Genomic DNA, 14,177 nt, shown 5'->3' with positions numbered 1-14,177 from the left:
GCATTGATAGTTCTCTCAGATCGCTATCGCGAGCAGGCTCGCTCCCACACTGGATGGCGGGTGTGATCACGACCGTGCAAACACCACCAGACCCTGTGGGAGCGGGCTTGCTCGCGATGAGGCCAGCACAGGCAACATATTCCTACTGACAAACGCACAAACAAAAACGCCCCGACCAAGGTCGGGGCGTTTTCATTGTAGGAGCGGGCTTGCCCGCGAAGGACGTGAATGATGACGCGCGCTGCCTGGAGAACCGCGCCGCCTGTGATTTTTTCGCGAGCAGGCTCGCTCCTACAGAAATCCACAAACAAAAACGCCCCGACCAGGGTCGGGGCGTTTTCATTTGCAGCTAAGGCTTAGCGCGGGAATGCTGGCGGGTTTACACCGGCCATGTCTTCCATCACGCGAACCACCTGGCAGCTGTAACCGAACTCGTTGTCGTACCAAACGTACAGAACAACGCGGTTATCCTGGGTGATGGTCGCTTCAGCGTCCACTACGCCTGCGTGGCGCGAGCCAACGAAGTCGGTGGAAACCACTTCCTGGGAGCTCACGTAGTCGATCTGCTTGTGCAGATCCGAGTGCATGGCCATCTGGCGCAGGTACTCGTTGATCTCTTCGCGAGTGGTGGCCTTTTCCAGGTTCAGGTTCAGGATGGCCATCGACACGTTCGGCGTAGGAACGCGAATCGCGTTGCCGGTCAGCTTGCCCTTGAGCACTGGCAGCGCCTTGGCGGCTGCGGTGGCGGCACCGGTCTCGGTGATTACCATGTTCAGCGGCGCGGCGCGGCCACGACGGCTGCCCTTGTGGAAGTTGTCGATCAGGTTCTGGTCGTTGGTGAACGAGTGAACGGTTTCGACGTGGCCGTTGACGATGCCGTACTTGTCGTTGACTGCCTTGAGCACCGGCACGATGGCGTTGGTGGTGCAGGAAGCCGCCGAGATGATCTTGTCGTCAGGGCTGATGTCGCCATGGTTGATGCCGTGCACGATGTTCTTCAGCGCGCCCTTGCCAGGTGCGGTGAGGATCACGCGGGCAGCGCCCGGGCAGGCCAGGTGCTGGCCCAGACCGTCAGCGTCACGCCATACACCGGTGTTGTCGACGATCAGAGCGTTTTCGATGCCGTACTGGGTGTAGTCGACTTCGGCCGGGCTCTTGGCGTAGATAACCTGGATCAGGTTGCCGTTGGCGGTGATGGTGTTGTTGGCTTCATCGATGGTGATGGTGCCATCGAACGGGCCATGGACCGAGTCGCGGCGCAGCAGGCTGGCACGCTTGACCAGGTCGTTCTCGGCGCCCTTGCGGACAACGATGGCGCGCAGACGCAGGCCGTCGCCACCACCGGTTTTCTCGATCAGGATGCGCGCCAGCAGACGGCCGATGCGACCGAAGCCGTACAGGACAACGTCGGTGCCTTTGCGGGCGGATGCGTTTTGCTGGCCAACCACGTCGGCCAGTTCTTCACGGACGAACTGCTCGGCAGTACGGCCATTGCCTTCGGCCTTGAACTTGGCCGCCAGCTTGCCCAGGTCCACCGAAGCGGCACCGAGCTTGAGCTCGCTCATCGCCTTGATCAGCGGGAATGTTTCGTGGACGGACAGCTCGCTTTCGTCGGACTGACGGTGACGAGCAAAGCGGTGAGCTTTGAGAATCGCAATGACTGAACGATTGATCAGGCTGCGGCCATAGATCGAGCTTACCACATTGTTATTGCGGTAAAGCTGACCGATAAGCGGAATCATCGCTTCTGCGAGTGCTTCACGGTCGATCCATTCACCAAGACACTGGTCGGGCTTCTGAGTCACGGGAACCTTCCACATGTAGGGGCAGAAAAAAGGGGCTACATTATGCCGCCGAGTGACAGCCGTAGCAATGCGCGCCCGTCGTGCTTTACGTAACAAATCGTCGTTCAAAAAAATTACGCCTCGCGCCAGCCCAATAAAACCGGGGCTTTCAGCACAGTCAATTTTTTGGAGGTCACGCCTCCTTATCCGTAACCCTCCGTAACACTCGTTGTATTTGCCACTACATATTCAGTAATTTCAGGTAAAAAACCGCCGAATCTTGTCTTTACCACTACATTTCGCCAAACCGGCGCTTTAGACACAGTCAGCAACTGACAGGCGGCATCGTAGACCGCTACAATTACCGACTTTGTCGCAACGCTTGGAGCTCAACCTTCCGTGCCCGTTCTGCGTCTACCGCTTCTCCCTGCCGCGGCAGGTAAACAGCACTGGGGCAACCTGCCCGGTGCCGCCCTGTGCCTGGCCATCGCCGAGGCCGCCAGCGCTGCCAAGCGCTTTACCCTGCTGCTGACCGCCGACAGCCAAAGTGCCGAACGGCTGGAACAGGAGCTGGGTTTCTTCGCCCCGGATTTGCCCGTATTGCACTTTCCCGACTGGGAAACCCTGCCCTACGATCTGTTCTCGCCGCACCAGGACATCATTTCCCAGCGCATCGCCAGCCTGTACCGGCTGCCGGAACTGAGCCATGGCGTGCTGGTGGTGCCTATCACGACCGCCTTGCATCGCCTCGCGCCGACTAAATTCCTGCTCGGCAGCAGCCTGGTGCTGGATATCGGCCAGAAGCTCGACGTCGAGCAAATGCGCACCCGGCTCGAAGCCACGGGCTATCGCTACGTCGACACGGTGTATGAACACGGCGAATTCACTGTACGCGGCTCGCTGATCGATCTCTTCCCGATGGGCAGCAAGCTGCCGTATCGCATTGACCTGTTCGACGATGAAATCGAAACCCTGCGCACCTTCGACCCGGAGAACCAGCGCTCCATCGACAAAGTCGACTCGGTCAAGCTGTTGCCGGCCAGGGAATTCCCGCTGCAAAAAGAAGCGGTCACCCGTTTCAAGGCACGCTTCCGCGAGCGTTTTGACGTCGACTTCCGCCGCTGCCCGATCTTCCAGGACCTGAGCAGCGGGATTACGCCGGCTGGCATCGAGTACTACCTGCCGCTGTTCTTCGATGAAACCTCGACACTGTTCGATTACCTGCCCCAGGACACGCAAGTGTTTTCCCTGCCGGGAATCGAACAAGCCGCGGAAAATTTCTGGAACGACGTGCGCAATCGTTATGAAGAACGCCGCGTCGATCCGTCCCGCCCTTTATTACCGCCCGCCGAACTGTTCCTGCCGGTGGAAGACTGCTTCGCGCGCCTGAAGAACTGGCCGCGCGTGGTGGCCAGTCAACAGGACGTGGAAAGCGGTAGCGGCCGCGAGCGCTTCCCCGCTCGGGAGCTGCCGAACCTGGCCATCGAAGCCAAGGCCACTCAGCCAATGGCGGCACTGGCCGAATTCCTCGACCAGTTCCCCGGTCGCGTGCTGTTCACCGCCGAATCCGCAGGCCGCCGCGAAGTGCTGCTGGAACTGCTGGAACGCCTGAAGCTGCGACCGAAAACCGTCGACAGCTGGCCGGACTTTGTCGCCGGCAAGGAACGCCTGGCGATCACCATCGCCCCGCTCGACGAAGGCTTGCTGCTCGACGACCCGGCCCTGGCCCTCGTCGCCGAAAGCCCGCTGTTCGGCCAGCGCGTGATGCAGCGTCGTCGCCGTGAAAAGCGCGCCGATGCCAACAACGATGCCGTCATCAAGAACCTCACCGAGCTGCGCGAAGGTGCGCCGGTGGTGCACATTGACCATGGCGTCGGCCGCTACCTCGGCCTGGCGACCCTGGAAATCGACAGCCAGACCGCTGAATTCCTCGCCCTGGAATACGCCGAAGGTGCCAAGCTTTATGTGCCGGTGGCCAACCTGCACCTGATCGCCCGCTACACCGGCAGCGACGATGCCCTGGCCCCGCTGCACCGTCTTGGCTCCGAGACCTGGCAGAAAGCCAAGCGCAAGGCCGCCGAACAGGTGCGTGACGTGGCCGCCGAGTTGCTCGACATCTATGCACGCCGCGCCGCCCGTGAAGGCTACGCATTCGCCGATCCGAAGGCCGACTACGCCACCTTCAGCGCCGGTTTCCCGTTCGAAGAAACACCCGACCAGCAAACCACCATCGAAGCGGTGCGCGAAGACATGCTTGCGCCCAAGCCGATGGATCGCCTGGTGTGCGGCGACGTCGGCTTCGGCAAGACTGAAGTGGCGATGCGCGCCGCTTTCATTGCCGTGCACGGCGGTCGCCAGGTGGCGATCCTGGTGCCAACCACCCTGCTCGCCCAGCAGCACTACAACAGCTTCCGCGACCGTTTCGCCGACTGGCCGGTGACCGTGGAAGTGATGAGCCGTTTCAAGTCGGCCAAGGAAGTGAATGCGGCGGTCGCGGACCTGGCCGAAGGCAAGATCGACATCGTCATCGGCACGCACAAGCTGCTGCAGGACGACGTGAAGATCAAAAACCTCGGGCTGGTGATCATCGACGAGGAACACCGTTTCGGTGTGCGCCAGAAAGAACAGCTCAAGGCCCTGCGCAGCGAAGTCGACATCCTGACCCTGACCGCCACGCCGATTCCGCGCACGCTGAACATGGCGGTGTCGGGCATGCGCGACCTGTCGATCATCGCCACGCCGCCGGCCCGTCGCCTGTCGGTACGCACCTTCGTCATGGAGCAGAACAAGAGCACGGTCAAAGAGGCCTTGCTGCGTGAGCTGCTGCGTGGCGGCCAGGTCTATTACCTGCACAACGACGTGAAGACCATCGAGAAATGCGCCGCCGACCTCGCCGAACTGGTACCGGAAGCACGGATCGGCATCGGTCACGGGCAGATGCGCGAACGTGAACTCGAACAGGTGATGAGCGACTTCTACCACAAGCGCTTCAATGTGCTGATCGCCTCGACCATCATCGAGACCGGCATCGACGTACCGAGCGCCAACACCATCATCATCGAGCGCGCCGACAAGTTCGGCCTGGCACAGCTGCACCAGCTGCGCGGCCGGGTCGGACGCAGCCACCACCAGGCCTACGCCTACCTGCTGACGCCACCGCGCCAGCAAATCACCCCGGACGCGGAAAAGCGCCTGGAAGCGATTGCCAATACCCAGGACCTCGGCGCAGGCTTCGTGCTYGCCACCAACGACCTGGAAATCCGTGGCGCCGGCGAACTGCTSGGYGACGGTCAGAGCGGGCAGATCCAGGCTGTCGGCTTCACGCTGTACATGGAAATGCTCGAGCGCGCGGTGAAATCGATCCGCAAGGGCGAGCAGCCGAACCTCGATCAACCGCTCGGCGGCGGTCCGGAAGTCAACTTGCGCGTACCGGCGTTGATCCCTGAGGACTACCTGCCGGATGTCCATGCCCGCCTGATTCTCTACAAGCGCATTGCCTCGGCCACCGACGAGGACGGCCTCAAGGATTTGCAGGTGGAGATGATCGACCGTTTCGGCCTGTTGCCGGAGCCGACCAAGAACCTGATCCGCATCACCGCATTGAAATTGCAGGCCGAGCAACTGGGCATCAAGAAAGTCGATGGCGGTCCGCAAGGCGGTCGCGTCGAGTTCGCTGCACAGACGCCGGTCGACCCGCTGACCCTGATCAAACTGATCCAGAGCCAGCCAAAACGCTACAAATTCGAAGGCGCCACGATGTTCAAGTTCATGGTTCCGATGGAGCGCCCGGAAGAGCGCTTTAATACTATAGAGGCGCTGTTCGAGCGCCTCGTTCCGAAAACTGCTTGAAGGACGCCGCATGCGCCTGTTTCGCTCACTGACCTTGCTGTCCCTGCTAATGCCAGCGCTGGTTGCACCCACGGCATTTGCCGATGACCTGTATCAGGTCGAAATGATTCTGGTCCGTCAAAACGCCGTGCCGGCGATTGTCAGTCGCGCCGCGCCGGAAGACTGGGCGGCAGGCGCCCAACCCGTCAGCCCCGACAGCCTGCGTACACCAAGCCTGAATGGCGAGGTGGAAAAACTCACCAGCAGCGCCGACTACACGGTGTTGCTGCACAAGGCCTGGCAACAGACCCTTGGCGAAAACGCCAGCAAAGTGGCGATCAGCGACGGCAAGGAACAGTATGGTCAGTTCCCGATCGAGGGCACGCTGAACATGAAACTGGGACGCTTTACCGACGTCGACGCCGATTTCTGGGTCAATCAGATCGATGCCAATGGCATGGTGACCGCCAGCGAGCGCCTGAAACAGGAAAGCCACACCAAGAATGGCCAGTTGAACTTCCTCGACAACGGCCACCTCGGCCTGCTGATCAAGATCACCTCGCTGACCGCCCCCGCACCCCGAGCAGCTCCTGAAGAAATTCCGGACTGATTCCCAATGTCCGCGACCCTGAGCAAACCCCTGGCACCTTCCTGGGTCAGCCGATTCAAGGAACAGAGCCTGGAGCGAGGCCGCCGTTACGCGCTGGAGAATCGTGTCAGGATCGTTGAAGCCGGCGACGCCACGATCATCGCCGCTTGCGAAGGCTCTGGCAGTAACGTTTACCGCCAGACCATTCGCCTTCGCGAGTCAGCCAAGGGCACGCTGCTGATGGTCGACGCCACCTGCTCCTGCCCGGTCCACAACAACTGCAAACATTGCGCAGCGGTGCTCCTGCAAGTGCAGGAAACCCTCGACTACCCCGCTGCCGCCAAAGACGCCGAACTCCTGGAAAAACTCCAGGCAGTCCTGGAAAACCGCAGCCCGAAAGCCCCGCCGCAAGTGCTGGTGGACAATGTGCAGCCCGTCCCGCGACTGTGGCTGGCCAGCATCGAGTTCAGCGCGTTCGAACCGCGCAACGGTCGAATGCAGCGGTACATTCAGCATCGCGCGGCGTTGTCTTTCAGTTACCTGGACGAGTACGTTTCAGGACAGAAAAACGCCGACATCCTGATTCGTCAGGAATCCCAGACACTGCGGATAAAACGCCACCCGGAAGTGGAACAGTCCTACCGGGAACAGTTGCGAATCCTCGGTTTCAAAATCGCCACCCGGCAAAGCAAGGCCTTGCCGGAAAGTGCCGGCGAGCTGTTCGAGATGGTCAATGACAGCGCCTGGCTGACCTTTACCCTCAATGAACTGCCAAAGCTGCGCACCCAAGGCTGGGAATTGCAGATCGACGAGGACTTCGGTTTCGACCTGACAGCGGTAGACGACTGGTACGCCACGGTCGAACAGGCACCGGAGCGCGACTGGTTCGACCTGGAACTGGGGATCATCGTCAACGGCGAACGCCTGAGCCTGTTGCCGATCCTGCTCAACCTGATGCGCTCCCACACCGAAATCCTCAACCCGGAACGTCTTGCCCGACGACGCGACGACGAGTTGATCCTGGTCAACATCCCCAATCGCCCGAACTCCGAACACGGCCCGCTGCAAGTCGCCCTGCCCTTCGGCCGCTTGAAGCCGGTGCTGGCCACCCTCGGCGAGTTCTACCTGCAGGAACCCGGCGACACCACGCTGCGTCTGAGCAAGGCCGATGCCACGCGCCTGAACCCGCTGGAAGACATGCCACTGCTCTGGGAGGGTGGAGAACAGATCCGCACCTTTGCCCAGCGCTTGCGCGACATCAAGGACCACACGGCCACCGCCCCGGAAGGTTTGAATGCGACGCTGCGTCCGTATCAGCTCGAAGGCTTGAGCTGGATGCAGTCGTTGCGGCAACTGGAAGTGGGTGGGATTCTGGCGGACGACATGGGCCTGGGCAAAACCCTGCAGACACTGGCGCACGTTCTGAGCGAGAAAAACGCCGGCCGCCTCGATCGGCCGTGCATGGTCGTGATGCCGACCAGCCTGATCCCCAACTGGCTCGACGAAGCGGCGCACTTTACGCCGCAGCTCAAAGTGCTGGCACTGTACGGTGCGAGTCGCAAAAAACACTTCGACAAGCTGGCCGACTACGATCTGATCCTGACCACCTATGCGCTGCTGCCCAAGGATGTCGAACGCCTGGCGGCACAGCCCTTGCACATACTGGTGCTGGATGAAGCGCAATACATCAAGAACCCCGGCAGCAAGGCCGCCCAGGCCGCCCGCGAGCTCAATGCCCGGCAGCGCCTGTGCCTGAGCGGCACACCGCTGGAAAACCATCTCGGTGAATTGTGGTCGCTGTTTCACTTCCTCTTGCCCGGCTGGCTGGGCGACGTCAAAAGCTTCAACCGCGATTACCGCGTGCCGATTGAAAAACGCACCAGCGAGGTCAGGCTTCAGCACCTCAACGGCCGGATCAAGCCTTTCCTGTTGCGCCGCACCAAGGAACAGGTGGCCACCGAGCTGCCGCCGAAAACCGAAATCATCCACTGGGTCGAACTCAACGAGGCCCAACGCGACGTGTACGAAACCATGCGCCTGGCCATGGACAAGAAAGTCCGCGACGAGATCACCCGCAAAGGCGTGGCCCGCAGCCAGATCATCATTCTGGAAGCACTGCTCAAGCTGCGTCAGGTGTGCTGCGATTTGCGCCTGGTCAACGAGGCCACCCTGCCAACTCGCGGCAGCACGTCAGGCAAGCTCGACAGCCTGATGGAAATGCTCGAAGAACTGTTCGAGGAAGGCCGGCGGATCCTGTTGTTCTCGCAGTTCACTTCAATGCTGTCACTGATCGAAGACGAACTGAACAAACGCGGCGTGGCCTACGCCCTGCTGACCGGCCAGACCCGCGACCGCCGCACCCCCGTGAAGGAATTCCAGAGCGGCAAGCGTCAGATTTTTCTGATCAGCCTGAAAGCCGGTGGCGTTGGCCTGAACCTGACCGAAGCGGACACGGTGATTCATTACGACCCGTGGTGGAACCCGGCGACGGAAAACCAGGCGACTGACCGGGCGTATCGCATTGGTCAGGAGAAGCCGGTATTTGTCTACAAGCTGATTGCTCGCGGCACGGTAGAAGAGAAGATCCAGCACCTGCAGAAGGAAAAATCCGATCTCGCGGCAGGCGTGCTGGATGGGCGCAAGGCCGGGGACTGGAAACTGCAGAGCGATGATATCGAGGCGTTGTTTGCGCCGCTGCCGGAAAATCTCGAAAAACGTTGAGATTTTTGGCGCCTGAACCGGCCTCTTCGCGGGCAAGCCCGCTCCCACAGTGGTTTTGTACTGCCTCCACTGCTGAGGCTAGACACAAATCAAATGTGGGAGCGGGCTTGCCCGCGAAGGGACCAACTCGGTGCCAAGGCAGACTCAGCCCTTGAGCACCCGCGCCAGCGTCGATTTCACCTTGCCCATGCCGTCATGCAACGCCTGCTCGATCTCGGCCATGGTAATCACCGCCGTCGACTTGCCCGCCGCCGGGTTCACCACCAGCGCCAGACAGGCGTAATCCAGTTCCAGCTCGCGGGCCAGGGCCGCTTCCGGCATGCCGGTCATGCCGACGATGTCGCAACCATCGCGCTCCAGCCGGGCGATTTCAGCAACCGTTTCCAGTCGAGGCCCCTGGGTGCACGCATACACACCATGACTGCTATACCCCACACCTTCAGCCGCCAATGCCGCAATCAGTTGCTGGCGCAACGGTTCGCTGTAGGGGTAGCTGAAGTCGATATGGGTGACGTGTTCCAGGTCATCGGCAAAGTAAGTGTGCTCACGACCGCTGGTGTAGTCGATCAACTGATGCGGCACGCAGAAATGCCCGGTGCCCATGGCAGCATGGATGCCGCCCACGGCGTTGACCGCCAGAATGGCTTGCGCCCCAGCCTGCTGCAGCGCCCAGAGATTGGCGCGGTAGTTGACCTGATGCGGCGGAAATCGATGCGGATGGCCGTGACGTGCGAGGAACAGCACTTCCTTGCCGGCATACTCGCCGATCTGAACGTCGGCCGAAGGTGCGCCATAAGGCGTGTCCACTGCCAGTGACTGACGAATGCTCAGGCCTTCGAGCTGAGTCAGGCCGGTACCACCGATAATCGCGTAAACCGTCATAACGAACAGTCCTTAATCAATCAATTGAGCTTCTTTGAGCGCGCCGACAGCGGTGAGCCAGCGCGGGTCCTGACGGTATTCGGTACTGGCAAACGACTGGCCGCGCATCCGCGCAATCCGCTCGGAAGGCTTGACCTTCAGACGCTGGGCAGCGCTCAGGGCGAGCTCGGCGGCCGCACGGTCGTTGCACACCAGGCCCATGTCGCAACCGGCCGTCAACGCCGCTTCGATACGACTGGCGGCATCGCCGACCACGTGAGCCCCCGCCATGGACAGGTCGTCACTGAAGATCACGCCATCGAACTGCAACTCGCCGCGCAGGATGTCCTGCAACCAGCGGCGGGAGAAACCTGCGGGCTGGGAATCGACTTGTGGATAAATGACGTGGGCCGGCATGACCGCGGCCAGTTGCTTGCTCAGTTTGGCAAACGGCACCAGGTCGTTGGCGCGGATCTCGTCGAGGCTGCGTTCGTCGTTGGGAATCGCGACGTGGGAATCAGCCTCGGCCCAGCCATGACCAGGGAAATGCTTGCCGGTGGCCGCCATGCCTGCGCTGTTCATGCCGCGGATGAATGCACCCGCGAGCAAGGCAGCGCGCTCGGGATCACCTTCGAACGAACGGGTGCCGACCACGGCGCTGCGCTGGTAATCGAGGTCCAGCACCGGGGCGAAACTCAGGTCCAGGCCAACGGCCAACACTTCGGTCGCCATGATCCAGCCGCACTGCTCGGCCAGGTATTCGGCGTTCGGGTTGTCGGCAATGGCGCGCATGGCGGGCAAGCGCACGAAACCCTGGCGCAGGCGCTGCACGCGGCCACCCTCCTGGTCTACGGCCAACAGCAGATCAGGACGAATGGCGCGGATCGCGGCGCTGAGCTCACGTACTTGACGCGGGTGCTCGATGTTGCGGGCAAAGATGATCAAGCCACCCACTTCTGGCTGGCGCAACAATTGGCGATCTTCGGCCGTCAGCCAGGTACCGGCGACGTCCACCATCAACGAGCCTTGCAAGCCAGCAGTCATAGAATTTCCTTGATAACAGAAAACCCGGCCCACACGAATTCGCCGCCAGGCGCTGTGCCCGGCAGGTTGGCGATATCAATGGGAAACGGGTTCAGAACGAGAGTCGGCATGGGCGGCTAGCTTAGCGGATGTCAGCTGCCACGCCCACCCGTGTGCGGTTAAACCTTGGCGGCAACCGGTGTCGATTTGCTACGCGGACGCAACTGGGCCGTGGCCATGGCCGTGTCGGTGACTCCGGATTCGGCACGCATGCCGGCGGCCAGGAACGGCACCATCAGACGCATGACCTGCTCGATCGAGGTGTTCACGCCGAAATCGGTTTCGGCAATCGCCCGCAAGGCCTTGATACCGGACATGCTGAACGCCGCCGCACCCAGCATGAAGTGCACGCGCCAGAACAGTTCGATGGGCGGAATACGCGGCGCCGCTTCGTTGACCAGCATCATGTAGCGGCGGAACACCTTGCCGTACATGTCTTCCAGATAACGACGCAAGTGCCCCTGGCTCTGACTGAACGCCAGTCCCAGCAAACGCATGAAGATAGACAGGTCGTTGCCACTGCGCGGCTGCACCACCAGTGCCTGCTCGACAAGGATTTCCAGCAACTCTTCGAGTGTCGGCTTGATGTCAGGCTTGGCCTGACGCCGCTCCAGCTCTTTATCGAGGCTGATGCAGAACGGCCCGAGGAACCGCGAGAAAACCGCTTGAATCAACGCCTTCTTCGAACCGAAGTGATAGTTCACCGCCGCCAGGTTGACACCCGCCTTGCTGGTGATCAGACGCAACGAGGTTTCAGCGAAACCTTTTTCCGCGAACAATTGCTCGGCTGCATCAAGAATGCGTTCAACGGTTTCCGACTGGGCCATGGCTACTCCGCCTGACAAACACTTGTTTGAAACATACGTTTCAGCCTGTGCCTTGTCAAGCCTGGCAGTTCGTTTCGGGAATGGTCGGTCAGACATTTAACCACACAACGGCGAAGCTTCAATCCACTGACTGATTGACCGTCCGGCGGCGACTGAAAAATGGAGCATTGCCAAGACCGCCTCACTGTATATAATCCCAGTCACTGTATAAAAAAACAGAGCGATCAATATGCTAAAGCTGACGCCACGACAGGCAGAGATTCTGGCCTTCATCAAACGCTGCCTGGAAGACAACGGATATCCACCCACCCGTGCGGAAATCGCTCAGGAACTGGGTTTCAAGTCACCCAATGCGGCGGAAGAACACCTCAAGGCACTGGCCCGCAAGGGGGCGATCGAGATGACGCCTGGCGCCTCCCGTGGCATTCGTATCCCCGGCTTCGAAGCCAAGGCCGACGATTCCACCCTGCCGATCATTGGCCGGGTCGCCGCCGGCGCCCCGATTCTTGCGCAGCAACACATCGAAGAGTCCTGCAATATCAACCCTGCCTTCTTCCATCCGCGCGCCGACTATCTGCTGCGCGTCCATGGGATGAGCATGAAGGACATCGGCATATTCGACGGCGACCTGCTGGCGGTCCACACCACCCGCGAAGCCCGTAACGGCCAGATCGTGGTGGCGCGAATCGGCGACGAAGTGACCGTCAAGCGTTTCAAGCGCGACGGCAGCAAAGTCTGGCTGATCGCCGAGAACCCCGAGTTCGCCCCTATTGAAGTGAACCTTCAAGATCAGGAACTGGTGATCGAAGGCTTGAGTGTCGGCGTCATTCGCCGCTAAAGGAGGCACCATGCAGTTCCCGCAGACATCACCACAGCAAACCCAACTGCCGTTGTTCGAAGCGTTCATGGCACAGCCATTGGCGCCGATTCTGAAAGACGTAGTCGAGTCCCCCTGGAGCGCCGAACCTGACGTTTTCAGCGAGCTGTCACTGCGTGGTGCAGCCGGGAACTGCCTGAACCTTCTGGCACCGATCCTCAGGGAGTTGAGCCAGGACCAGGACGCACGCTGGCTGACACTGATCGCGCCGCCCGCCAGCCTGACTCAAGCCTGGTTGCGAGATGCCGGCCTCAACCGCGAACGCATTCTGTTGCTGCAACCACGGGGTACCCAGAGTGCCCAGCAACTGACCTGCGAAGCTCTGCGCCTGGGTCGTAGCCACACGGTGGTCAGCTGGATCAACCCGTTGAGCCCCCAATCACGGCAACAACTGATCAGCGCCGCCCGTACCGGGGACGCTCAGAGCCTGAATATTCGATTGGGTTAACCGGCAGACAAGACGCGTGCTTCACCGCGCAAGGCTTCTCCAGGGGCAGAGAAGCCGATGAGTAACAACATCAAGAAAAGCGACAGACGGGGATCAATGAAGAACCCGCGACCCCTCTTCCTTGTCGAATTCGCCTTCAACCAGGCGACCGGCCATCTGAACACCCACGCTCAACATCGCCTTGGCGACTTCCACGTGTTGTCCTTGCAGGAACGCCTTGGCATCCTCGGAGAAATCCAAAGTAACCAGAGAACCTTCGTCCTCGGCCCTGCGCAGCTCGATACGGCCGTCTGGTAACTCGACAATTTCTAGAAAGGACGTTGGCATAAAGGACTGTTCTCCACGAAAGGCGGGGATTATATAGGCATCGCTCGGGCTTCGCTTGGGATCTTGACCAGATGTCATTACCCAGCGGCTTGTGTCAGCACTCGTTCAACCCTTCACGAAACCGGATCGCCAATCCTTTCAGGTTCTGACGCCAACTCTCCAGCTCTTCCCGACTCAGCTCTTCCGGAGCCTCCTCTTCATCCAGATTGACAGCCTGAATCAGTGGCTGGGTCACGTCCCCTTTTGGCTTGTGGGGCGCGCGCGGCGGCTGAAACAACGCAGCATAGGCAGCCAACAGTTTGGCCAGCCAGGTCTCCGGGTTATTGGCCAGCTCGACCAGCTCAGCCATTTCCGGAATGGCGATGGTTTCCAGCACTTCGCGAGTCAGCAACAACTCTGCACGGGGCGCATTGGCCTGAGGCAGGCGATAGAAACCGGCGATTTCGTGACACAGGCCCAACAGCGCGCCGTACAGGTGAAACAGCGCGGATTCGCGTCCGGCCTGGATCAGCGCCAGCGAATTCATCGCCCGCCCCTCTTCAGTGCGGGCCAGCGCTTCGAGCGACAAGCCGGCGAAATAAATCTTCTGATTGGTGCGGGTATACAGTTCGTGGGCCATGACGGCAGCCTCCACAACGAAATAATTGCTTCATGCAGGTTGGACAGTGTCGTGGATCAGCCGATCCGACCGCAAGCCCCTAATGCCAGTCAGTTAAGCGCTAATGCGATCTGTAGCAGCTGCCGAGCCCGCGAGGCTGCGTTCGGCTGCGAAGCAGTCGTAAAATCAGTCATTGCGGTACGTCAGGCAGACCGCGTCAGCCGGACTCACGAC

11 protein-coding genes are annotated in these 14,177 nt (G+C 60.6%); 5 read left to right on the top strand and 6 right to left on the bottom strand.

Annotated elements, in window-relative coordinates; translation table 11 throughout:
- Positions 1–356 precede the first annotated feature (356 nt).
- A complete protein-coding gene (locus AB4Z35_RS28965; RefSeq protein ID WP_007984273.1) occupies positions 357–1,820 on the bottom strand; it encodes a glyceraldehyde-3-phosphate dehydrogenase in 1,464 nt (487 codons plus the stop codon).
- Positions 1,821–2,183: 363 nt separating this feature from the next.
- Between AB4Z35_RS28965 and mfd the strand changes: the two genes are divergently transcribed.
- The 3 genes from mfd to AB4Z35_RS28950 are packed head-to-tail and all read left to right on the top strand — an operon-like array spanning position 2,184 to position 8,922.
- Entirely contained in the window at positions 2,184–5,633 is a 3,450-nt protein-coding gene (mfd, locus tag AB4Z35_RS28960; RefSeq protein WP_442101013.1) for a transcription-repair coupling factor, read from the top strand.
- Positions 5,634–5,643: 10 nt separating this feature from the next.
- A complete protein-coding gene (locus AB4Z35_RS28955; protein WP_442101012.1) occupies positions 5,644–6,222 on the top strand; it encodes a CsiV family protein in 579 nt (192 codons plus the stop codon).
- A gap of 6 nt (positions 6,223–6,228) precedes the next feature.
- A complete protein-coding gene (locus AB4Z35_RS28950; RefSeq protein WP_442101011.1) occupies positions 6,229–8,922 on the top strand; it encodes an SNF2-related protein in 2,694 nt (897 codons plus the stop codon).
- Between the two features lie 144 nt (positions 8,923–9,066).
- Here the strand turns inward: AB4Z35_RS28950 and AB4Z35_RS28945 are convergent, their stop codons facing one another.
- The 3 genes from AB4Z35_RS28945 to AB4Z35_RS28935 all read right to left on the bottom strand — a co-directional run bounded on the left by AB4Z35_RS28945 (position 9,067) and on the right by AB4Z35_RS28935 (position 11,693).
- Positions 9,067–9,804 carry an S-methyl-5'-thioinosine phosphorylase gene (locus AB4Z35_RS28945; RefSeq protein WP_442101010.1) on the bottom strand — a complete coding sequence of 246 codons (738 nt, stop codon included), beginning with the start codon at positions 9,802–9,804 and terminating at the stop codon, positions 9,067–9,069.
- Positions 9,805–9,816: 12 nt separating this feature from the next.
- Entirely contained in the window at positions 9,817–10,827 is a 1,011-nt protein-coding gene (gene nagZ / locus AB4Z35_RS28940; RefSeq protein WP_442101009.1) for a beta-N-acetylhexosaminidase, read from the bottom strand.
- Between the two features lie 158 nt (positions 10,828–10,985).
- A complete protein-coding gene (locus AB4Z35_RS28935; protein WP_095965241.1) occupies positions 10,986–11,693 on the bottom strand; it encodes a TetR/AcrR family transcriptional regulator in 708 nt (235 codons plus the stop codon).
- 229 nt (positions 11,694–11,922) lie between these two features.
- Here AB4Z35_RS28935 and lexA point away from each other — a divergent pair, with 229 nt between their 5' ends.
- Positions 11,923–12,531, top strand: a complete 609-nt coding sequence (gene lexA, locus AB4Z35_RS28930; RefSeq protein WP_007995278.1) for a transcriptional repressor LexA — start codon at positions 11,923–11,925, stop codon at positions 12,529–12,531.
- 10 nt (positions 12,532–12,541) lie between these two features.
- Entirely contained in the window at positions 12,542–13,018 is a 477-nt protein-coding gene (gene sulA, locus AB4Z35_RS28925) for an SOS-induced cell division inhibitor SulA (RefSeq protein WP_442101008.1), read from the top strand.
- A 93-nt stretch (positions 13,019–13,111) separates the two neighbouring features.
- Here the strand turns inward: sulA and AB4Z35_RS28920 are convergent, their stop codons facing one another.
- Both AB4Z35_RS28920 and AB4Z35_RS28915 read right to left on the bottom strand, forming a co-directional pair.
- Positions 13,112–13,345 carry a hypothetical protein gene (locus AB4Z35_RS28920; RefSeq protein WP_046041430.1) on the bottom strand — a complete coding sequence of 78 codons (234 nt, stop codon included), beginning with the start codon at positions 13,343–13,345 and terminating at the stop codon, positions 13,112–13,114.
- Between the two features lie 94 nt (positions 13,346–13,439).
- A complete protein-coding gene (locus tag AB4Z35_RS28915; protein ID WP_442101007.1) occupies positions 13,440–13,964 on the bottom strand; it encodes a DUF6586 family protein in 525 nt (174 codons plus the stop codon).
- Between the last annotated feature and the right edge of the window lie 213 nt (positions 13,965–14,177).

The organism is Pseudomonas sp. KB_15 (genome assembly GCF_052114525.1).
Classification (GTDB): domain Bacteria; phylum Pseudomonadota; class Gammaproteobacteria; order Pseudomonadales; family Pseudomonadaceae; genus Aquipseudomonas.
Note: the sequence above shows the minus strand (reverse complement) of the source record. Positions and strands in the feature narration are given on the sequence as shown.